22 protein-coding genes and 1 riboswitch are annotated in these 19494 nt (G+C 65.9%); of the genes, 7 read left to right on the top strand and 15 right to left on the bottom strand.

Features of this window, described 5'->3' with window-relative positions:
• The first annotated feature begins 230 nt into the window (after window positions 1–230).
• Entirely contained in the window at window positions 231–2786 is a 2556-nt protein-coding gene (locus ACIBG0_RS18920; RefSeq protein WP_397033998.1) for an ATP-dependent Clp protease ATP-binding subunit, read from the top strand.
• A gap of 57 nt (window positions 2787–2843) precedes the next feature.
• On the opposite strand, the gene ACIBG0_RS18915 is transcribed toward ACIBG0_RS18920, so the two are convergent.
• The 6 genes from ACIBG0_RS18915 to ACIBG0_RS18890 form a co-directional block, all read right to left on the bottom strand.
• The gene (locus ACIBG0_RS18915) at window positions 2844–3641 is read right to left on the bottom strand and encodes an LLM class flavin-dependent oxidoreductase (protein ID WP_397033996.1); all 798 of its coding nucleotides are present in this window, start codon (window positions 3639–3641) and stop codon (window positions 2844–2846) included.
• Entirely contained in the window at window positions 3638–3937 is a 300-nt protein-coding gene (locus tag ACIBG0_RS18910) for a hypothetical protein (RefSeq protein ID WP_397033994.1), read from the bottom strand. Before ACIBG0_RS18910 ends, ACIBG0_RS18915 begins: the two co-directional genes overlap by 4 nt.
• Window positions 3938–4209: 272 nt before the next feature.
• Window positions 4210–4650 (bottom strand): OsmC family peroxiredoxin, encoded by a 441-nt coding sequence (locus ACIBG0_RS18905; protein ID WP_040686169.1) that lies wholly within the window; start codon window positions 4648–4650, stop codon window positions 4210–4212.
• 110 nt (window positions 4651–4760) lie between these two features.
• Window positions 4761–5213 (bottom strand): SRPBCC domain-containing protein, encoded by a 453-nt coding sequence (locus ACIBG0_RS18900; protein WP_397033993.1) that lies wholly within the window; start codon window positions 5211–5213, stop codon window positions 4761–4763.
• 26 nt (window positions 5214–5239) lie between these two features.
• A complete protein-coding gene (locus ACIBG0_RS18895; protein ID WP_397033991.1) occupies window positions 5240–5560 on the bottom strand; it encodes a DMT family transporter in 321 nt (106 codons plus the stop codon).
• Complete coding sequence (locus ACIBG0_RS18890) at window positions 5560–6207, bottom strand: FMN-dependent NADH-azoreductase (protein ID WP_397033990.1); 648 nt, start codon at window positions 6205–6207, stop codon at window positions 5560–5562. Before ACIBG0_RS18890 ends, ACIBG0_RS18895 begins: the two co-directional genes overlap by 1 nt.
• A gap of 102 nt (window positions 6208–6309) precedes the next feature.
• Between ACIBG0_RS18890 and ACIBG0_RS18885 the strand changes: the two genes are divergently transcribed.
• Entirely contained in the window at window positions 6310–6921 is a 612-nt protein-coding gene (locus tag ACIBG0_RS18885; RefSeq protein WP_397033988.1) for a TetR/AcrR family transcriptional regulator, read from the top strand.
• A 39-nt stretch (window positions 6922–6960) separates the two neighbouring features.
• On the opposite strand, the gene ACIBG0_RS18880 is transcribed toward ACIBG0_RS18885, so the two are convergent.
• Complete coding sequence (locus ACIBG0_RS18880; RefSeq protein WP_397033986.1) at window positions 6961–7797, bottom strand: ABC transporter permease subunit; 837 nt, start codon at window positions 7795–7797, stop codon at window positions 6961–6963.
• A gap of 14 nt (window positions 7798–7811) precedes the next feature.
• Window positions 7812–8714 carry an ABC transporter ATP-binding protein gene (locus ACIBG0_RS18875; RefSeq protein ID WP_397033984.1) on the bottom strand — a complete coding sequence of 301 codons (903 nt, stop codon included), beginning with the start codon at window positions 8712–8714 and terminating at the stop codon, window positions 7812–7814.
• A 539-nt stretch (window positions 8715–9253) separates the two neighbouring features.
• Between ACIBG0_RS18875 and ACIBG0_RS18870 the strand changes: the two genes are divergently transcribed.
• On the top strand, window positions 9254–10546 hold the full coding sequence (locus ACIBG0_RS18870; RefSeq protein WP_397033982.1) for a sensor histidine kinase: 1293 nt from the start codon (window positions 9254–9256) through the stop codon (window positions 10544–10546).
• A complete protein-coding gene (locus ACIBG0_RS18865; protein WP_397033980.1) occupies window positions 10543–11238 on the top strand; it encodes a response regulator in 696 nt (231 codons plus the stop codon). The genes ACIBG0_RS18870 and ACIBG0_RS18865 overlap by 4 nt, the downstream gene beginning before the upstream one ends.
• Window positions 11239–11294: 56 nt before the next feature.
• Here ACIBG0_RS18865 and ACIBG0_RS18860 read toward each other — a convergent pair whose 3' ends face one another.
• The 4 genes from ACIBG0_RS18860 to mhuD all read right to left on the bottom strand — a co-directional run bounded on the left by ACIBG0_RS18860 (window position 11295) and on the right by mhuD (window position 13351).
• A complete protein-coding gene (locus tag ACIBG0_RS18860; RefSeq protein ID WP_397033979.1) occupies window positions 11295–11720 on the bottom strand; it encodes a hypothetical protein in 426 nt (141 codons plus the stop codon).
• A 93-nt stretch (window positions 11721–11813) separates the two neighbouring features.
• Window positions 11814–12602 carry a CbtA family protein gene (locus ACIBG0_RS18855; protein WP_397033978.1) on the bottom strand — a complete coding sequence of 263 codons (789 nt, stop codon included), beginning with the start codon at window positions 12600–12602 and terminating at the stop codon, window positions 11814–11816.
• The gene (locus tag ACIBG0_RS18850; RefSeq protein ID WP_040686176.1) at window positions 12593–12787 is read right to left on the bottom strand and encodes a CbtB-domain containing protein; all 195 of its coding nucleotides are present in this window, start codon (window positions 12785–12787) and stop codon (window positions 12593–12595) included. Before ACIBG0_RS18850 ends, ACIBG0_RS18855 begins: the two co-directional genes overlap by 10 nt.
• Before the next feature lie 30 nt (window positions 12788–12817).
• Window positions 12818–12971: riboswitch (cobalamin riboswitch) on the bottom strand.
• 65 nt (window positions 12972–13036) lie between these two features.
• Window positions 13037–13351, bottom strand: coding sequence for a mycobilin-forming heme oxygenase MhuD (mhuD, locus tag ACIBG0_RS18845; RefSeq protein ID WP_040686177.1), 315 nt, complete (start codon window positions 13349–13351; stop codon window positions 13037–13039).
• A 323-nt stretch (window positions 13352–13674) separates the two neighbouring features.
• On the opposite strand from mhuD, the gene ACIBG0_RS18840 reads away from it, so the two are divergent.
• Window positions 13675–14433 carry an alpha/beta fold hydrolase gene (locus tag ACIBG0_RS18840; protein WP_397033976.1) on the top strand — a complete coding sequence of 253 codons (759 nt, stop codon included), beginning with the start codon at window positions 13675–13677 and terminating at the stop codon, window positions 14431–14433.
• Window positions 14434–14519: 86 nt separating this feature from the next.
• Here the strand turns inward: ACIBG0_RS18840 and ACIBG0_RS18835 are convergent, their stop codons facing one another.
• Window positions 14520–15404 carry an A/G-specific adenine glycosylase gene (locus ACIBG0_RS18835; RefSeq protein WP_397034093.1) on the bottom strand — a complete coding sequence of 295 codons (885 nt, stop codon included), beginning with the start codon at window positions 15402–15404 and terminating at the stop codon, window positions 14520–14522.
• A 147-nt stretch (window positions 15405–15551) separates the two neighbouring features.
• On the opposite strand from ACIBG0_RS18835, the gene ACIBG0_RS18830 reads away from it, so the two are divergent.
• Both ACIBG0_RS18830 and ACIBG0_RS18825 read left to right on the top strand, forming a co-directional pair.
• Window positions 15552–16175 (top strand): carbonic anhydrase, encoded by a 624-nt coding sequence (locus tag ACIBG0_RS18830; RefSeq protein WP_062991596.1) that lies wholly within the window; start codon window positions 15552–15554, stop codon window positions 16173–16175.
• Between the two features lie 120 nt (window positions 16176–16295).
• Complete coding sequence (locus ACIBG0_RS18825; protein ID WP_397033974.1) at window positions 16296–16976, top strand: hypothetical protein; 681 nt, start codon at window positions 16296–16298, stop codon at window positions 16974–16976.
• Window positions 16977–17061: 85 nt separating this feature from the next.
• Here the strand turns inward: ACIBG0_RS18825 and radA are convergent, their stop codons facing one another.
• Both radA and ACIBG0_RS18815 read right to left on the bottom strand, forming a co-directional pair.
• Window positions 17062–18468, bottom strand: coding sequence for a DNA repair protein RadA (radA, locus tag ACIBG0_RS18820; protein ID WP_063042760.1), 1407 nt, complete (start codon window positions 18466–18468; stop codon window positions 17062–17064).
• A gap of 84 nt (window positions 18469–18552) precedes the next feature.
• Window positions 18553–19248, bottom strand: coding sequence for a hypothetical protein (locus ACIBG0_RS18815; protein ID WP_397033971.1), 696 nt, complete (start codon window positions 19246–19248; stop codon window positions 18553–18555).
• Window positions 19249–19494 lie beyond the last annotated feature (246 nt).

Raw genomic sequence — 19494 nt, 5'->3', positions numbered from 1 at the left:
CAACCGGCGATTTCGCTGAGGGCAAAACCCGAGCGGAAACGTATCCCGCAACAAGCACGTTATGAGTGAATGACCATGCTGTCGCTGGTCCCCAATAGGGTGGACTGGAGGCGGCGTAATCCCCGGCCAACTAGAGTGGAGTCCGGGGCCGCAACCCCCGGGCTTCATGGCAGGCTGACGCCACAGAAGCGTCGGACGCCAGAATGTCGGAGCAGGAGAGTGAGGGAGCGATGTTCGAGAGGTTCACCGACCGCGCGAGGCGCGTCGTTGTCCTGGCCCAAGAAGAGGCCCGGATGCTTAACCACAACTACATCGGCACCGAGCACATCCTGCTTGGGTTGATCCACGAGGGCGAGGGCGTAGCGGCGAAGTCGCTGGAATCCCTTGGTATTTCGCTGGAGGGTGTGCGCAGCCAGGTGGAGGAGATCATTGGCCAGGGCCAGCAGGCCCCGTCCGGTCACATCCCGTTCACCCCGCGAGCCAAGAAGGTGCTGGAGCTGAGCCTGCGCGAGGCGCTGCAGCTCGGCCACAACTACATCGGCACCGAGCACATTCTGCTCGGCCTGATCCGTGAGGGTGAGGGTGTCGCGGCGCAGGTGCTGGTGAAACTGGGTGCTGACCTCAACCGGGTGCGCCAGCAGGTCATCCAGCTGCTGTCCGGATACCAGGGGAAGGAGCCGGTGGAATCCGGTTCGCGCAGCGAGGCGGGCACCCCGTCCACCTCGCTGGTGCTCGACCAGTTCGGCCGCAACCTCACCCAGGCCGCCCTCGAGGGCAAGCTCGACCCGGTCATCGGCCGCTCGAAGGAAATCGAGCGCGTCATGCAGGTGCTGAGCCGCCGCACCAAGAACAACCCGGTCCTCATCGGCGAGCCCGGTGTCGGTAAGACCGCCGTGGTCGAGGGTCTGGCCCAGGCCATCGTCAACGGTGAGGTCCCGGAGACGCTGAAGGATAAGCAGCTCTACACCCTCGACCTGGGTTCCCTGGTCGCGGGCAGCCGCTACCGCGGTGACTTCGAAGAGCGCCTGAAGAAGGTGCTCAAGGAGATCAACACCCGCGGCGACATCATCCTGTTCATCGACGAGCTGCACACGCTCGTCGGCGCGGGTGCCGCCGAGGGCGCGATCGACGCCGCTTCCATCCTGAAGCCGAAGCTGGCCCGCGGTGAGCTGCAGACCATCGGTGCCACCACCCTCGATGAGTACCGCAAGTACATCGAGAAAGATGCCGCCCTGGAGCGCCGGTTCCAGCCGGTGCAGGTCGGCGAGCCGACGGTCGAGCACACCATCAATATCCTCAAGGGTCTGCGCGACCGCTACGAGGCGCATCACCGGGTCTCCATCACCGATGGCGCGCTGGTTGCCGCCGCGACGCTGGCCGACCGCTACATCAACGACCGGTTCCTGCCGGACAAGGCGATCGACCTGATCGACGAGGCCGGTGCTCGCATGCGCATCCGTCGCATGACTGCCCCGCCGGACCTGCGCGAATTCGACGACAAGATCGCCGATGCGCGCCGGGAGAAGGAAAGCGCCATCGACGCGCAGGACTTCGAGAAGGCGGCGCGACTGCGCGATAAGGAAAAGCAGCTGGTCGCCAAGCGTGCCGAGCGCGAGAAGCAGTGGCGATCCGGTGACCTGGACGTCGTGGCCGAGGTCGACGACGAGCAGATCGCAGAGGTGCTGGCCAACTGGACCGGTATCCCGGTGTTCAAGCTCACCGAGGAGGAGACCACCCGTCTGCTCCGCATGGAGGACGAGCTGCACAAGCGGATCATCGGCCAGGAGGATGCGGTCAAGGCCGTCTCCAAGGCGATCCGCCGTACCCGCGCCGGTCTGAAGGATCCGAAGCGTCCCTCGGGCTCGTTCATCTTCGCCGGTCCGTCCGGTGTCGGTAAGACCGAGCTGTCCAAGGCGCTGGCGAACTTCCTGTTCGGCGACGATGACGCGCTCATTCAGATCGATATGGGCGAGTTCCACGACCGCTTCACCGCATCGCGGCTCTTCGGTGCCCCGCCCGGGTACGTGGGCTACGAAGAGGGCGGCCAGCTCACCGAAAAGGTGCGCCGCAAGCCGTTCTCGGTCGTTTTGTTCGACGAGATCGAAAAGGCACATCAGGAGATCTACAACACCCTGTTGCAGGTCCTCGAGGACGGTCGTCTCACCGACGGCCAGGGACGTACGGTGGACTTCAAGAACACCGTGCTGATCTTCACCTCGAACCTGGGTACCTCGGACATCTCCAAGGCGGTCGGCCTGGGCTTCACCCAGTCCAACGCCGAGGGTTCGAACTACGAGCGGATGAAGCTCAAGGTCAACGACGAGCTGAAGAAGCACTTCCGGCCCGAGTTCCTCAACCGCATCGACGACGTGATCGTCTTCCACCAGCTCACCACGGATCAGATCGTGGAGATGGTGGATCTGATGATCGGCCGCGTCGCCACGCAGCTGCGGAACAAGGACATGGAGATCGAGCTGTCCCCGCAGGGCAAGGCACTGCTTGCCAAGCGCGGCTTCGATCCGGTGCTCGGTGCGCGGCCGCTGCGCCGGACCATCCAGCGCGAGATCGAGGACCAGCTGTCGGAGAAGATCCTCTTCGGCGAGATCGGTGCTGGACAGACCATCGTGGTCGATGTCGAGGGCTGGGACGGCGAGGGCTCCGGCGAGAATGCCAAGTTCACCTTCACCGGCAAGGCGAAGCTGACCAAGGCGGCAGCGACCGAGGAGAAGCCGGAGGTCGTGCTCACGGGTGCGGGCGAAGGCACCGCCGAGGCAGCTGGCGAGTAAGTCGCAACGGCTAGAAGATGCCGCCCGCCGGAAATCCGGTGGGCGGCATTTTTCGTATCAGCTTGTGAACCGGGCGAGTGCCGGAGCGAAGGCTTCGGCCAGTTCGCCGGGGACGATCAGTTCGTCTATGCCGTACTTCTCCCTGCGATATTCGAGCACCTCGGCCACGGCCGCCGGATCAGCGTCGAGCACACCCGCCGATCCGGCTGCACGCAGTCCCTCCGCGGTGAGTCCGAGCCGCTTGCTCAACCAGAACGGCAGTTCGTCACCGATGCCGACCAGTTGATGGGTGAAGCGCACATCGCGATCGGTATTGTCCCGCACGATCCGGACCATCTCGGCGAGATCGGATTCGGTGGCGTCCGGTCCGGCGGCCAGCAGTACGCGATCGGCGAAATCCGCTGCAACGGTGAGCATTCGACGACCGTTCGCGGCGACGACGATCGGCGGCGCCGGATCGACCTGTTCGCGAACGGCATGCGCGGTGGCGATGAGTTGCTCGCGCCGCTGGGCCGCCGAACCCCAAGGCATGCCGAGCCGCTCGGCCTCGGCACGCGCATCGGGACGCCCCGACCCGATGCCGAGTTCGAATCGTCCGTCCGAGAGCAGTTGCAATGCGGCGGTTTCGCGTATGGTGGCGGCCGGATTGCGCAGGGGCGCGGCTAGGACGTTCGGGCGCAGTCGGATGGTGGTGGTCACCGCGGCGGCAGCCGCGAGTGCCGGGAATGGGGAAGCGGTGTTCAGGGTGTCCGGCAGCAGGATCGTCCGGTAGCCCTGTTGTTCAGCGCTTTGTACCGCGCGAACCCATTCGGCTCCCGATCGCGGGGTGATGACGATGCCGAAGGTCATGCTCATGGTGTGTTCTCCCGTGACGGCGTCTTACCACCGCGCGGCTTGCCGTCGCGTTCGCGCAGCACGGCCAAGCGACTCCGATATTGATCCTCGGTGATCTCGCCGCGCGCGAATGCGATACGCAGCGCGCCGATTCCGCTCTGGTGGCCCCAGAACCGTCGCCGCGCGAATATGAAGACGACGATGATGGTGGCCCAGAACAGCAATGGGAAGATCCAGAAGAACGGCCAGGGATGCCATCCGCGGCCATAGTGATCGGCCAAGAAGGTCATGGCCTCGGGTTGGGTAAAAAGGTTCATGCCCTAACCCTGCGCCCGACACTCCCACCCGGACATCGGCCTGCCGACGACATTCGCCCTACGTCTGCGCGCGTACTCCCCAGCGCAGTCCTGCGCCTCCGATCGGTAGTGACAGCAGTGTTGGAAGAGCTGGTAAGGATGCGTGCCGCCTTTGCCGCAGACTGACAATCACCATGCGTGCGGATGTGACGCAGGGCGCGCGGCGATGTCGTATGCGTGCGCTCGCATAACCACTGGGCTCCTCGCACACGCCTGTGCGAGGAGCCGGGAAGTCAGGCGAGGGCGGCGTCGAGGGTGATGTTGTCCACCCCGGCCAGGGCCTTGCTGACCGGGCAGCCCGCCTTGGCCGCGGCCGCGGCGGCGGCGAAGCCATCGGCGTCCAGACCGGAGACCCGGCCGCGGACGGTGAGTTTGATGGCGCTGATGCGGAAGCCGCCGTCCGGATCCGGGCCGAGGGTCACATCGGCAGTGACGTCCAGGCTCTCGGGCGTGCCGCCGGCATTGCCGATCTGGGCCGAGAGGGCCATGGCGAAGCAGGAGGAGTGCGCCGCGGCGATCAGTTCCTCGGGGCTGGTGGTGCCGTCGGCATCGTCGGCGGCGCGCTTGGGGAAGGAGACGTCGTACTTGCCGACACCGGAACTGGCCAGCTCGACCTGGCCGGAGCCGTCCTGGAGACCTCCGGTCCAAGCGGTGCGCGCGGTACGTGTGGGCATCACGATCCTTTCGAAGATGTGTGAATCACAATTCGCAGTCGAACCTACCCCCGCCGCCCCAGCGGCGCGTGCGAAGGCCAGCCCGAATCGAGCGCCGCGCTGGACAGTGGTCAGGCGGGCTCGGCGGTGTGCTGATCGAGTTGCTCGAGTACCAGCGGCCAGGCCTGTGAGTGCCGGTCGCGGGCGGCTTCATCGGCAAATCCCGCGTGCGCCAGGCGAAGTCGAGTGCCGGAGTCGATCGGCATGAGCTCGACCGTCACCATGGTTTCCGCGCCCTCGGTGCCACCGGCCCCGGTCACCCAGGTCAGCTCGACGATCTGGTCCGGAATCAGACGAATGAACCGTCCGTAGTGCGGGCTGCGCATGCCCTGGTAGTCGGTCTCGAAGAAGAACGGCGCGTTCACGACTGGGCGCATGAGGACCGAGCCGGGGGCCGCGAACCAGTGGTCGAATCGTTCGGTCCAGGCCAGGTACAGCGCCGGTGGCGGCGCGGCCATCGTGCGCTCGACCTCGAGCCCGAAGGGACGCGACGATAGATCGGGTACCCGCACTGGTGCGAACATGCTTCGGACTGTACCGCCGGACCTGCTCACTCCGGATTGGTGACGCGCGCCAGCACGATGCCGCCGAGGATCAGCGACAGCGCCAGCAGCCGCCCGGCGCTCATCGGATCTTTGTTGATCACCACACCTAGGCTGATCGCCCCGATTGCGCCGATTCCGGTGAATACCGCGTACGCCGTGCCGACCGGCAGCGTCTGCATGGCCCGCGAGAGCAGGTACACCGCGACCGCGCCGAGCACGAAGCAGATGAGGGTCGGGACCGGGCGGGTGAAGTTCTGCGTCGGTTTGATGCTCTGTGACCAGATGATCTCCACCAGTCCGGCGACGCCGAGAATGATCCAGTTCATCAGTGCCCCTTGGCCAGCGCGCGCGCGGATTCCATTGCGGCCGAATAGGACTCGTCATGCTTGCGGCGCAGATGTGCCAATGCCGGGTCCTGCCTCGAGTTGGCGAGTTCCGCATTGACGAAAACGGTATCGGTGACGGCGAAATGGCCCGCGAAGAAATCGCGCAGGTAGCGCTCTTGGTGGTCGAAGGCGGCCTTCGGGGCGCCGGGTGCGTAGGAGCCGCCACGTGCCGAGACGACGACAAAACGCTTGTCGCCCAACGACATCCGCGGGAAGGTGACCTGATCGAGCCAGGCCTTGAGTGCGGCCGGGATCGAGTAGTTGTACATCGGGGTGCCGATCAGAATCGCCTCGGCGGCCAGCACCTCGGTCAGCAGTGGCTCCACGATCGCCCAAGCGGCGCTCTGTTCCGGCGTGCGGATCAGTTCGGCGAGGCGATGCAGGTCGGTGCTGGGTTGGGCGAGGACGGCATCGCATAGTTCGGTCCATGCCTCGTCGATGAACGGCACGGGCTCGGCAGCCAAATCGCGATAGATGTAGCTGCCGTCCGGATTCTCGGCGCGCCATGCCGTGGCGAATGCCGCGCTCAGTTCCCGGCTGATGGAACGACGTCGGGCGCTGGCATCGAGATGCAACAACGTGCTCATGGTTTCTCCCGTAGATTTAACTGGACACTCTGTCCGGTCGTCACCATACCGATAACCGGACACAATGTCCAGTTATTGCGAGGGTCGAGTACAGTCGGGATCATGAACAGCGATATGGACCTGCTCAGCGGGCATCCGGCGGCCCCGACCGAGCGCGCGGACGCGGCCCGCAACCGGGCCAAGGTGCTCGCCGCGGCCGCCGAACTGTTCGCAACGCGGGATCCGCGCACCGTCACGATGGACGACATCGCCAAGGCGGCGGGGGTCGGACGCGGCACGCTGTATCGCCGCTATCCGGATACGAATTCGATCGCCGTCGCACTGCTCGACGAACACGAACGCGCACTGCAGGAGCAGTTGTTGCGCGGTGCGCCGCCGCTGGGTCCCGGCGCGCCACCCGCCGAACGACTCGCTGCGTTCTATGCCGCCATGGTCGAATTATTGGACCAGCACGCGGATTTGGTGCTGGGTGCCGAGACTGGCGGCGCACGGTTCGCGACAGGCGCCTACGGCTTCTGGTTCGCGCACGTCCGGTCGCTCTTGGTGGCAGCCGGTGTCGGTGAACCGGACGCCATGGTCGATTCGCTGCTCGCGCCGTTGGCTGCCGAGGTCTATCAGCAGCAGCGGACACGGGGGCTCACCTCCGCGCAGATCGCGGCGGCGCTGGCCGAATTGGCCGGTTCCGTACTGTCGGAGAATGCGCCGAACCGTTGACGAACTGCTGTCCGCCAACGGTTTTCGGCTACTGAAACATCAGACCATATCGCGCCGCCGCACCAGCCACATCGTGCCCGCCGCGAACAGTGCCACGTACACCAACAGCGCGACGAGCGACTGAGCCCGCGGCAGGATATCGAGCACACCCGGCGTCGAAGGCCCGTCGACGGTCCGCATCGCACCGGCCATCGAGCCCGCCGCCGTACCCGGCAGATGATCGGTGAGCACCTCGAGCGGACTGAAGATCGCCACCACGCCGCGCAGCAGATTCTCCACCACCAGCACCCAAACCAGCCCGAGCCCGACGGCCAGGGCCGGACCGCGCGCGATCGCGCCGATCAGCGCACCGGCCAGCGTCCACATGCCGAGAATCGCTGTGCCGGTGATGATTCCGTTCACCGCCTGCCCCAGGCCGGGCAGTGCGAGCGACTGCGACTGGGTCATCGCGATTATCGATGCGACCCCGACATCGGCCACGAATGCGACGCACACCAGCCCGATTACCGTGACCGCCAGGCTGACCAGCGCACCGCCGATGGCGTTGTTTCGCGACGGACCCTGGGTAAGCACGGTTTTCCAAGTGCCCCAGCCGTAACCGCTACCGATGGTCAATGCGCCGAGAATGAGCATCAGCGCGCCACCGAACATCGCCATGCCCTGGGTGAAGACCTCCGGCACCGCGGCGGGCAACATCTGGTGCAGCAGCACGTCTTTGGGCACGCCGTTCGACATCGTCTTCATATCGCCGGAGGAGTAGGCGAGGTAGTTGAAGAGGTAGGAAAAGGTGAGATTCAGCAGGATCCAGGTGCTGAGAATGATCCAGAATGCGGGCCACTTGCGCAGTCGCAGCATTTCCGCTTTCGTGCTTGCCATCAGGTCTTTCCCGATCATTTCACCGGCTCCAATCGGGTCATTTCGAAGAACACTTCTTCCAGGGACTTTTCGTCGGTCCGCAGTTCCAGCAGGTCCGCGCCCGATTCGACGACCGCACGCGCGACCACCGGGGCGCTGGCAGCACCCGCCTCGATTCGAATTCCACCCGCGGTCAACATGGCCGAGCGCTCGCCGACCACGCGGCGTACTGCGGGAAATGCCACCTCCAGCGGTTCGGCGCGCAGTAAAAGCGAAGAGGCGCCGCGCAATTCGGCGACCGTGGATTCGGTGAGCAGTTGTCCGCCGGAGATCACCCCGACGCGGTCGCAGATCTCCTGGACCTCGCTGAGCATGTGGCTGGACAACAGCACCGTGTGACCATCACCGGCGAGAGTCGTGATGAGCTCTTGCATTTCGGCCATGCCCTGCGGGTCGAGGCCATTGGTCGGCTCGTCCAGAATCAGCAGATCGGGACGGCCGAGCAGGGCCGCACCGACGCCGAGGCGCTGCTTCATGCCGAGGGAGTAGCTGCGGAATTTATCGTCGGCGCGATTGGCGAGGCCGACGCGGTCGAGTGCGTGCGCTACCTCGACGGGCTCGATGCCGCGGTATTTCGCGAGTACCCGCAGGTTGTCGCGGCCGGTGAGGTACGGGTAGAAGCCGGGGCCCTCGATGAGGACGCCGATGCGGCGCACCACGGCCGGATCGCCGGGGGTATGTCCGAGCACGGTGGCGGTGCCCTCGGTAGGACGGATCAAACCGACGAGCATCCGCAGCGTGGTCGTCTTACCCGCACCGTTCGGGCCGAGGAAGCCGTAGATTTCGCCGGGCGCGACATTCATATGCACGCCGTCGACGGCTGTGTGCGTGCCGTAGCGTTTGGTCAGCCCCGCGGTGAGCACGATGGAATCTGTCATGCACCGAGAATCCGCCCCCGACCAGGGGGACACATCCGTCGCGCGGCGATGCTCGGCGTACGTACGGCGGCCTACTGAATACCGTGAAAGCGGCCGCGAGGATTGATGTCGCCCAGCACATGGTGCGGTCACAGCAGCGGCGCCGACGATCAGCACCAGCGAGGCGTATGCACCGCCGTCGCGGAGCACGGGTGTTCCGTTTGCCCGCGTCACATAGACCGTTGGCCCGCGACGTGACCGATGTGTCACCAGCTCGGCGTGGGCGGTACGCCGCTGTCGCCGGGGAAGGAGTGTTCGGGAATCCGAAATCCTGGGGGTTACTTCGGTTGACGTGACCATTGAGTCACCAGGGCGGCCAGTGCGCCGCAGCTGTCACCGAGGAAGGGGTGTGCGGAATGCCCAAATGCGGAGGTTACCTCGGTTGACGGCCGCTGACGCGACCATGTGGGCAGCCGCGATCGGAAATATATTCGGGGCGGAGGACGGGCATACGTAGCGCGGCGGACGTCATGACGCGTCCGGACTAATAGGCTGCACATGTGACAGCGCCAGGGGAATCGAAACGTGGCCCGGTCGTACAGGACTGGGTGCTCGCGCTCGTCGTGGCGGTGATACAGGTCGGTGGGGGACGCAATGCCAACCTGCGCCAGACCGGAGTGCACTCACTCGACGCGCTCGGCTATGTGCTGTTGCTCATCGGACCGGTGGCGCTCTTGCTACGCCGTTCCTACCCGCTGCCCGCGCTGCTCGTCACGATCGCGACATGCGCGGTGTATCTGCTGCGCGGCTACGGCTACGGCCCGATTTTCGTTTCGCTGGTGATCGCATTCATCAGCGCCGCGATCGTCGGATCACGCTGGTGGACATATCCGCTCGCGCCGATCGGTTATCTCGTGCTGCTGTGGCCGGTGCCCGCGCTGGTCGGGCATCCGGCCGACCCGTGGCTGGCCTTCGGCATGATCGCCTGGCTGGGGATACTGGTCGCGATCGCCGAGGGGATCCGTCAGCGCAAGGCAGTGCTTGTCGCCCGCAGGCAGCGGGCCGAGGCGGCGCGTCGCGATGAGGAGGCGCAGCGGGAACGGCGAGCCAGTGAGGAGCGGCTTGCGATCGCGCGTGAGCTGCACGATGTCCTGGCGCACAGTCTTTCGCTGATCAATGTTCAGTCCTCGGTGGCGCTGGAGCTTTTCGCCAAGAAACCGGAACAGGCCCAATCTGCGCTCGCGGCGATCAAGACGGCGAGCAAGGATGCCTTGGTCGAGGTGCATACGTTGCTGCACGCGATCCGCAACGGTAGCGCGGCCGAAGTGCGCGACCCCGATGTCGAGCCCGAAACCGAATCAGCGCCTGCGCAGTCCCTACGGCCCCAAGGCAATTCTGTTGCTCGCAACGTCGAGGATCGGCCGCCCGCGCCGCGGAGCCCGGCTCCGAGCATCCGGGACTTGGACGCACTGCTGCAGCGCACTCGCGCGGCTGGTCTCACGGTCGACACCCGCATAATCGGCACCGCACACAAGCTGCCAAGCGTCGTCGATGTGGCGGCGGCCCGCATCATCCAGGAATCGCTGACCAATGTGGTCCGCCACGCACCCGGCGCGCCGGCCGCGGTGACCATCCGCTACGCCGCCGATTCGGTCGAGATCACCATCGACAATGCTCGCGCCACCGGCACACCATCGAAGTCCGGGGCCAGCGGCGGCAATGGCATTCTCGGCATGCGCGAGCGTGCCCACGCCCTCGGCGGCCAGCTCATCGCCGGTCCCCGGCCGAGTGGCGGATACCGCGTAGTGGCTCGGCTACCGTCCCAGGTGGGGGCTCAGGAGGAGGCGCGATGAACACGGGATCCCGTGGCAATTCGACAGGTGGGCCGGTTCGGGTGCTTGTTGCCGACGATCAGGCGCTTGTGCGCGGCGGTTTCGTCGCGCTGCTCGACGCGCAGGACGGTATCGAGGTGGTGGGCGAGGCCGACAACGGTGAACAAGCCGTCCGCATGACCCGCAGTCTGACTCCGGACGTGGTCCTGATGGATATCAGGATGCCCGTTCTGGACGGACTTGCCGCCACCCGAATGATCGCTGAGGATCCGAAACTCGCCGAGGTGCGGGTAGTTGTCCTGACCACCTTCGAACTGGACGAATACGTCTTCGAAGCGATGCGCGCGGGCGCAACGGGGTTCCTGGTCAAACACACCGAGCCCGCTGATCTCGTCCGCGCTGTCCGAGTCGTCGCCGCGGGTGATGCCCTGCTCTCGCCCGGCGTTACGCGCCGCCTCATCGCCGAATTCTCGGCCCACGCCAAACAGCCCCCGCCCGCCGCGTTCACCGAGTTGACCGACCGCGAGCGCGAGGTGATGACCCTGGTAGCCGAGGGCCTCACCAATGCCGAAATCGGCGAGCGCCTGTTCATGAGCCCCGCCACCGCCCGCACCCATGTCAGCCGCATCCTCATGAAACTGGGCGCGCGAGACCGCACCCAACTCGTCGTCATGGCCTACGAATCCGGCATGGTCCGACCCCGCTGGCAATAATGCTGTCGCACACCCGGTGACTACCGCGCTACCAAATAGCCTGTGCGAGAATGTCACTACCGTTGCGACGCCAATGCCCGGAAGTAGCGGCGGGCACTCGGGTGGTACATGGCGGGGATGGCAATCAGGACGGCGAGGATGTGGCCGGTGCGCAAGGTTCCGATGATCACCGCTGATGCGGTGAGATTGTCGAATAGGTCGCTGATCTGCTTGGCGGACAACGTGGCTGCCAGCGGTTCGATTATCAGCGAGGCCAGGCCGATCACGCCGATGCCGACGGTGAGCACCGTCCTGGCCCAGCGGGCACCGCGCGCCATCCGGACGGCCACGCCGAGAACCGCCAGATAGATTCCGCCGCGAATAGCCAGACCCGTTGCAAGCGAGCCGATATCGGCGTTCGGACGGCCCAATTGCACGGCAGTGTAGGCGATGGCCTCGCCGACGCCGCACAGCAGCGCGATCACAAGTCCGGTGAATGCCACGGCAACCGAGCGTGGTCGGTCGTTTCGTAGCCGTACGGAAAAGGCAGTGCCGGTCATAAGACCAACACTGCCTTTCGCAGTCCGGACTATGGATCAGCCCGCGGTAGCAACTGAGGCTCGTACCGGAGTGCTATCGCGCGTGGCGAATTCGGTGAGTGCCGCGAAGCCGAGGCCGAGGCAGGCCCACAGAGTGGCCGTCTCGCCGAGCGATGTCGCACGGAACTGCCACAGCAGCACAGCCGGGAAATCGTCCTTCACCTCGTTGACGCCGGGCAACAGGACGTACCCGAGCACAACGATGAGCACGAACGTCGCGACCCCGGCGATCAGCCGGACCGTATCCAGTTGCGCGGCAAGCAGTTTGTAGACGTACAGTCCGATGCCGACCGCAACCAGGCCGAGTAGCACCGCTGCGACCCACAGCAGAGTGCGCTGGTTGATGGTGTCCGGTTCACCAACGGCCGGTGGATTGGCCGGGTATTTGAAGAAGGGCACCGCGACAATCGCGGTCCAACCGGCCAATGCCAATCCGAGTGCGAGCTTGGGCCCCGACAAACTGGTGTACCGCCGGGCGAAATATGCGACCGAAGCGAAGATCGCCCCGAGCGCGAGCCCGGCAAGCCCGAGAGCAAGGAACTGCCCGAACTTCTGTCCGGAACGGCTGACCAGCGCTTCTTCCTCGTCGCCGTGCGTATGCCCGGCTGGTTCGTTGACGTGCTCGGCCGCATGTTCTTCAGCGGAATTGGCTTCTTCGATGGAGATGGCGGCATCGATCTTGGGTTCGCCGACGAAGTAGCCCACTGTCGCAGCCAGCAGGCCGGCGATGAGGCCGGCCAGCAGGCCACGGAGCAGCAAAGTCTTGAGCGATCCGATCAATGGCACGGCACACCGAGCAGGTGACGTCCGTCGTGCATGAGCTCATGCAGGTACATCCCGCTGCGCGAGATGACGCCCTGGTCGAAGCCGACCAGGTACAGCGTGAGCAATGCGAGAAGAACGACGCCCACCGCGATGAGCAGCGTGCCGAGTGAATCAGTTGCCCGACTCGGTGAATGCGCGATAGCCATTCGAGTCCTCCTAGGGATGCGCGTCCCGTGAGTTGTTCGGTGCGAAGGTGCCGGTGTCTGGCTTTCCGGCACCAAGGACTCGGTGCAAGAACACAGTGGCGCGACCGCTTCGGAATTTCACCGAATTACCGCGTCACCCTCGCGTTTGTCATTTCGAACTGTGACATCCGTTCGCACCCGCCGTCAACACGGCGGGCGACTTGCCCAGGCCGGAATGGGCGAGTCGCGCGCCGCGTCTGTCCAGCGGTTTCAGGAAGCGGACTTGGCCGCGACGTCCAGCACGACCTCGAACTCCAACAGCGAGGCACCCGTGGAAACCGGCTTCTGCCGCTCGCCGGCGTGCGCCTCGCGCGCGGGTCCGTCCCGCCACGCCGCGAACGACTCCTCCGAATCCCACTGGGTGACAACGAAGTACCGGTTCTCCCCGGCCACCGGCCGCAACAACTGGAAGCCGAGGAAGCCCGGCGAGCCCTCGACCGCATGCGCGCGATGGGCGAATCGCTTCTCCAACTCGGGGCCCGCGCCCTCCGGAACCTCGATCGCATTGATCTTCACAACAGCCATGGCTCCGACGATACGTCCGCACGCATCGGACACCCCGCAGCGCATGCGAGGTAGACCATCGGAGGCGAGTCGATTGCGAGACTCTGCAATGACGGCTCTTACGAGCGAGGAGCTCGCGGCCCGTCTCGCGTCCGAGCCGTCGAAGCGCATGCGACGAAGTCACGGGACTGCCTTCCCGCATGCGGGCACTAGGTGCCGAACGCCCCGCCATCACCAACCACCACGGAGCGAGTCTTACGAGCGACCCGTTCGCGGCCCGTCTCGGACGCGAGACACCAGGGGGGCGCGAACGGGTCGCGCCGAAGGCGCGGCAAGATGACACAGTGTTGTACGACGAAGGCGGAGCGGGAGTGCCGATCCTGCTGCTGCACGGACTGATGGGCAGTGCCCGCACCTGGCGCGATCAACTGGGCTGGCTGCGGAACTTCGGCCACATCTACACCTTCGACGCCGCTGGTCACGGTCGCCCCGCACCCGTGGACCTGACCACCGAGGCCTTCATCGATGACCTCGCTTCGGCGACCGCCGAAATTTCCGAACCCATGGTGGTCATCGGACATTCGATGGGTGGCCTGCACGGCTGGGTATTCGCGGCGCAGTATCCGCAGCGGGTGCGCGCGCTGGTGGTCGAGGATATCGCCCCCGACTTCCGCGGCCGCACCGCCGCGAACTGGGCGGCGATGATCGAGGCCTGGCCGCAGCCATTTCCGAATGCGGACGCGGTGTTGGATTTCTTCGGCCCGATCGCCGGGCGGTACTTCCTCGACTCTTTCGATCAGGGGCCGGACGGCTATCGCCTACACGGTTCGGTCGCGACCTTCCGCGATATCTCCGAGGAGTGGGGAACCCGGGACTTCTGGGCGCAATGGCGCGCGGTCGAAGCGCCGGCACTCTTGATCGAAGGCGAATTCACCATCACTCCCGAGGGGCAGATGCGGCAGATGGCCGAGGTCCATCCCGACGCTGTCTACGTCCGAATCCCGAACTCCGGACACCTGGTTCACGACGATCAGCCCGAGCGCTACCGCACCGAGGTCGAAGCCTTTCTTCGCAAAATTCTCGACCACCGCGTACGAGATTGATCTAGTCCGCTGGCCAGGGCTGACAAGCCGTCGTGGCTCTTCATGTGGTCGGGATTGCGGCCACTACAACCCTGGTTGCGATTGGTTCAGCCCTCGCCGGCCAGGGCGAACAGCCCGTCGGGAGTCTGTTCGATGAGGCCGTCGACGAGCAGCGAGTCCAATGCGCGGTCGCGTTGGCCGGGATCGCGAGTCCAGGCCAGATCCAGGCGGATTCGCTCGACCGGACCAGTTGCCTCGCGCAACACGTCGAGCAACCGCCCACGCGCCTGACGATCGGTGCCCTCGTACTTCTGCGTCTTGCGCACCACATCGGAGACCGGCCTGCCCGCGGAAACCCACGCGCATTCGGGCAGCGGGCAGCGCGAGCAGTTGGGCGTGCGAGCCGTGCATACCGTCGCGCCGAGCTCCATCAGCGCGGCGGAAAACATTGCGGCATGGTCGATTCGGCGCGGCAGTAGCGCTTCGGTCTCGGGCAGATCGCGCGACGACGGATTCCCCGCCTCCGCCCGCCCGTGCACCGCACGCGCGACCACGCGGCGAACATTGGTGTCCACCACCGGAACTCGCTGTCCGTAGGCGAAACAGGCCACCGCACGCGCGGTATACGCGCCGATACCCGGCAGACCGAGCAGCACATCGACATCGGTCGGCACCTCGTCGCCGTGCTCCTCGGCGAGCACCTTGGCGCATTCGTGCAGCCGCAACGCCCGCCGCGGATAGCCGAGCTTGCCCCAGGCACGCAGCACCTCGGCCTGCGATGAGGCCGCCATGGCCGAGGGGACCGGCCAGCGCGCGACCCACTCGCGCCAGATCGGCTCGACCCGCACCACCGGCGTCTGCTGCAGCATGATTTCGCTCATCAAAATCTGCCAGGCGGTGACGTCCTCGCGCCGCCACGGCAGATCCCGCGCGGTCGCCCGGTACCAGTCCAGCAACGACTCGGCATCCACCCGGTTGCCACCCGTCGTGATCTCGGTTTTTCCGCCTGTACGCTGCTGCGCTGCGCCGCCCTCCGACACTGCCCTCACCGTTCCTATGGTCCTGCGGCCGGTCGATATTTGCCGAGCCGTAACGAACCGGACTCGCTGGTAACCACTGCGATGTGCACAATGGTCGGTATGCCGGATTCCAACCCGATCAGTGCCTGGAAATCCCTTCGCGAGGGCAATGAACGCTTCGTAAGCGGCAACCTGCTGCATCCTAGCCAGGGTGCGGTCGACCGGGCCAAGCTCGTGAGCGGCCAGCACCCGCACGCGATCCTGTTCGGCTGCGGTGACTCCCGCGTTGCCGCAGAACTGATTTTCGACCAGGGCCTCGGCGATATGTTCGTCGTGCGCACCGCGGGCCATGTCGTGGACAGCTCGGTGCTCGGCTCGATCGAGTACGGCGTGCAGGTCCTGAATGTGCCGCTGATCGTTGTGCTCGGGCACGACAGCTGTGGCGCGGTGAAGGCCACCATCGACGCGCTCGACGGCGGTGAAGTACCCGGCGGATTCATCCGCAGTGTGGTCGAACGGGTCGCGCCGTCGATTCTGATCGGCCGCAGGGAGGGACTGTCCACCGTCGACGAGATGGAGGCCAGGCATGTGGTGGAGACCAGTCGACTGCTCATGCAGCGCTCGATGATCATTTCGCAGCGCGTTGCTACGGGTGAGTGCGCGATCGCCTGCGTCACGTACAAGCTGGCCGAGGGCGAAGTGAAGTTGCAGCGAGTCGTCGGCAATATCGGTGAGCTGGTCTGATACCGCGATCCGAGACGGCTGACGGTGGGAGCGGAATTTACCTGCCCCGCGCGGGTTTTCCGATCCGACACGCCGGGGTCCTGAGTCGCTGTACCGGATCGTGCCCTTACCGTTGACTCCGTGCTGGAACCGAATGGACCGCTGCCTCCGGAGATCTACTGGCGACGCCGCGCGCTCGCCGTAGGCGTCCTGGTCGTGGCGCTCGCACTGGTGATCTGGTTGGTATTGACGGTCACGCGCGGCGGCGATTCGCCCGGTACGACCAAGGCGGCCGCGACGAGTTCCGCGTCGGCGACGAATAAGCCAGCGGGCGCGTCCGCCTCGACGCCGCCGCCGACCACCGGCGAATCCAGTGCGAAGCCCTCCGGCACCACCGCCGCGGCTGCCAACAACAGTCAGGTCGCCGCGGGTAGCTGCCCGGATCAGTCGCTGGCGGTGAAGGTGACCGTCGAGCAGCCGACCTACAAGACCGGCGAGAATCCGGTATTCGGCATCGTGATCACCAATATCTCGTCTACGGCTTGTTCGCGCGATGTCGGCTCCGGACTCCAGCAGGTCTCGGTGACCACCCTCGACGGCCAGCGCCGCCTGTGGTCGAGCACTGACTGTTACCCGGACGGCGCCCCCGACGTCCGCACCTTGAACCGGGGCGAGCAGGCGGCTTTCATGGTTACCTGGTCCGGCTCGACCTCCCAGCCCAACTGTGCGGGCGACCGCGTCCAGGTCCCGCCCGGCGCGTACGCCGTTGTCGCCCAACTGGGTTCACTACGCAGCGCCGCCGAACCCTTCAACATCGCATGACCTGTCGCATATCCAGTGGCCATCGCGCACGGCCTGCGCGACAACCACTGGCCGTGCGTGATCACTCGGGTTGTGCGGTAGCGGGTCAGAAGTCGGGGGCGGTCTCGGTCGCCGCGGCGCGCTGTTTGCGAAGACCCGCGAGGCGGATGGCCGATTTGACGTCGGTCACCTCGTGGATCTTCATGCCGCTCTTGGTGCGTGCCAAGCCTGGTGGCACCAGGGCGGTGGTGAAGCCGAGGCGCTCGGCCTCGGCGAGTCTGCGCTCCAGACCGGTGACCCGGCGCACCTCACCCGCCAACCCGACCTCACCGAGGATGACCCAGCCGACCGGCAACGCCTGATCGCGCTCGGCACTGGCAATGGCAAGTGCCACAGCGAGATCCGCGGCGGGCTCCAGCAGGCGCATGCCGCCGACCGTCGCGGCGTACACGTCGTGCTTGCCGAGGAACACCCGCCCGCGGCTCTGCAGTACGGCGAGGACCATCGCGACCCGGTTGTAGTCGAGTCCGCTCACCGCGCGCCGCGGATTCGGGATCTCGGTGTGCACGGTCAACCCCTGCACCTCGGCGACCAGCGGCCGCTTACCGTCCATCGCCACCGTGACCGCCGTGCCCGATACCGAATCGGTGCGGTGGTGCAGGAACAGTCCTGACGGATCGGTGACGCAGGAGATCCCGTCGTCGTGCAATTCGAAACAGCCGACCTCATCGGAGCTGCCGAAGCGGTTCTTGATGCCGCGCACCATGCGCAGGGTGGAGTTCTTATCGCCCTCGAACTGCAGCACCACATCCACCAGATGTTCGAGCGTGCGCGGGCCCGCGACATTGCCGTCCTTTGTGACATGTCCGACCAGCAGCACCGCGATTCCGCTCGCTTTGGCCAGTGATGTCAGCGCCGCCGCCACCGCGCGCACCTGGGTGACGCCGCCGATGGTGCCGTCCACCTCCGGGACGAGCATGGTCTGCACGGAGTCGACCACCAGCAGCGTCGGGCGCACCTGTTCGACATGGCCGAGCACGATCGACAGATCCGATTCGGCTGCGAGATAGACCCTTTCGTGTACCGCATTGGTCCGGTCGGCTCGCAGCCGAACCTGTCCGGCCGATTCCTCGGCGGTGACATACAGCGACTTCTCGTCGCGCTGGGTGGCCCACCGGTGGGCGACCTCCAACAGCAGCGTCGACTTGCCGACGCCGGGTTCACCGGAGAGCAGTACGACCGATCCGGGCACGATGCCACCGCCGAGCACCCGGTCGAGTTCTTCGACACCGGTCGGCCTGGCCTTGGTGACCTTCGAATCGATATGCGAGATGGGTGCGGCGGCGGTGCTCGGCAGCATGGCCTTGCGCCCGACCGGTGATGCCGCGGTGGCCGCCGATCCGGCTACCTCGTCGACGGTGCCCCATGCGCCGCAGTCCGGGCATTTGCCCACCCACTTGGCGACCTCGTACCGGCATTCGGAGCATCGGAAGATCGACTTGGTCTTGGCCACACGCGCACCTTACGTATCGCCCCCGACAACCTGATACGAAAACGGCTGCCGCGCGAAGCGCGACAGCCGTTCGAAGGCAGTGGATCAGTGTCCGCCCTTGTGCTCGCCTTCGGTCGCCGCGGCCTGGCCCTCGTGCCGGTCGGTTTCCGCACCGGCGTCGACCGGGACCTGCACGGTGACGGTGCCGTTCTGCTTGAAGTTGAATGTCACCGGGTAGGTGAGGCCTGGGGTGATGTCCTTGGTCAGGCCGGTGACCTCGATCAGGCCCGGCTTCTTCTCCGGGTCGACGGTGGTCTTCTGGCTGGCCGCTCCGGGCGCGGCGGAGCTGCTCGGCGTCGCGCCGTGCTCGTCGGACTTGGCGGCGGTTGCGGCGCCGGGAGAGGTCGCCGCGACGACGGTCTGCTGCGGGGCGATCTGGAAGGCCGAGGCACCCGAGGGCGGGGTGATCTTCACCGTGCCGAGGTCGGTGGTGATGCTGGTCAGCTCGTCGGTGACGGTCTCGCCATTGTTGACGACCGACAGCGCGATGATCGCCTTGCCGCCCTTGGCATTGGTGTAGTCGGTGCCGGTGGCCGGGAAGACGATGTGCACATTGCGCAGCGAGATCCGGTCGATGTCGGCGTGGTTGCCGTTCACCGCGGCGACCTGGGTCGCGGTCTGCGCGACCTGGCCCGAACTGCAGCCGGACAGCACGAGGGCCGCTCCGGCGGCGAGCGCGGCGACCGAAACCATGCGACGACGCGCCCCTGTCGAGGCGGTCACAGCTTTCAGGGCAGTCACGGGTTGTCCCTCCATGTCGACCAGGCTTACTCCGCTAGGGAGAGTAATAACTAGGCAGCGTAGTAGTAGCCTCCGCGGCCGGGGCGCGGGGGTTGTGTTGAATCCGTGGGGTCCCCATGGCTGGCAGGTTCGGACACCCCCATGCTCGGCATCCGTTGGGTAACGGTTTTGCGTGGCGGCGGCGTGGTTGCGGACACGCTACTCGGCTCGCGGACCGTCCGGTGTGCTATTCGCGCCGGTCGATAA

Origin of the sequence: Nocardia sp. NPDC050630, assembly GCF_044457245.1 — a bacterium.
Taxonomy (GTDB): Bacteria; Actinomycetota; Actinomycetes; order Mycobacteriales; family Mycobacteriaceae; genus Nocardia.
This window is presented reverse-complemented; position numbering and strand designations above follow the sequence as displayed.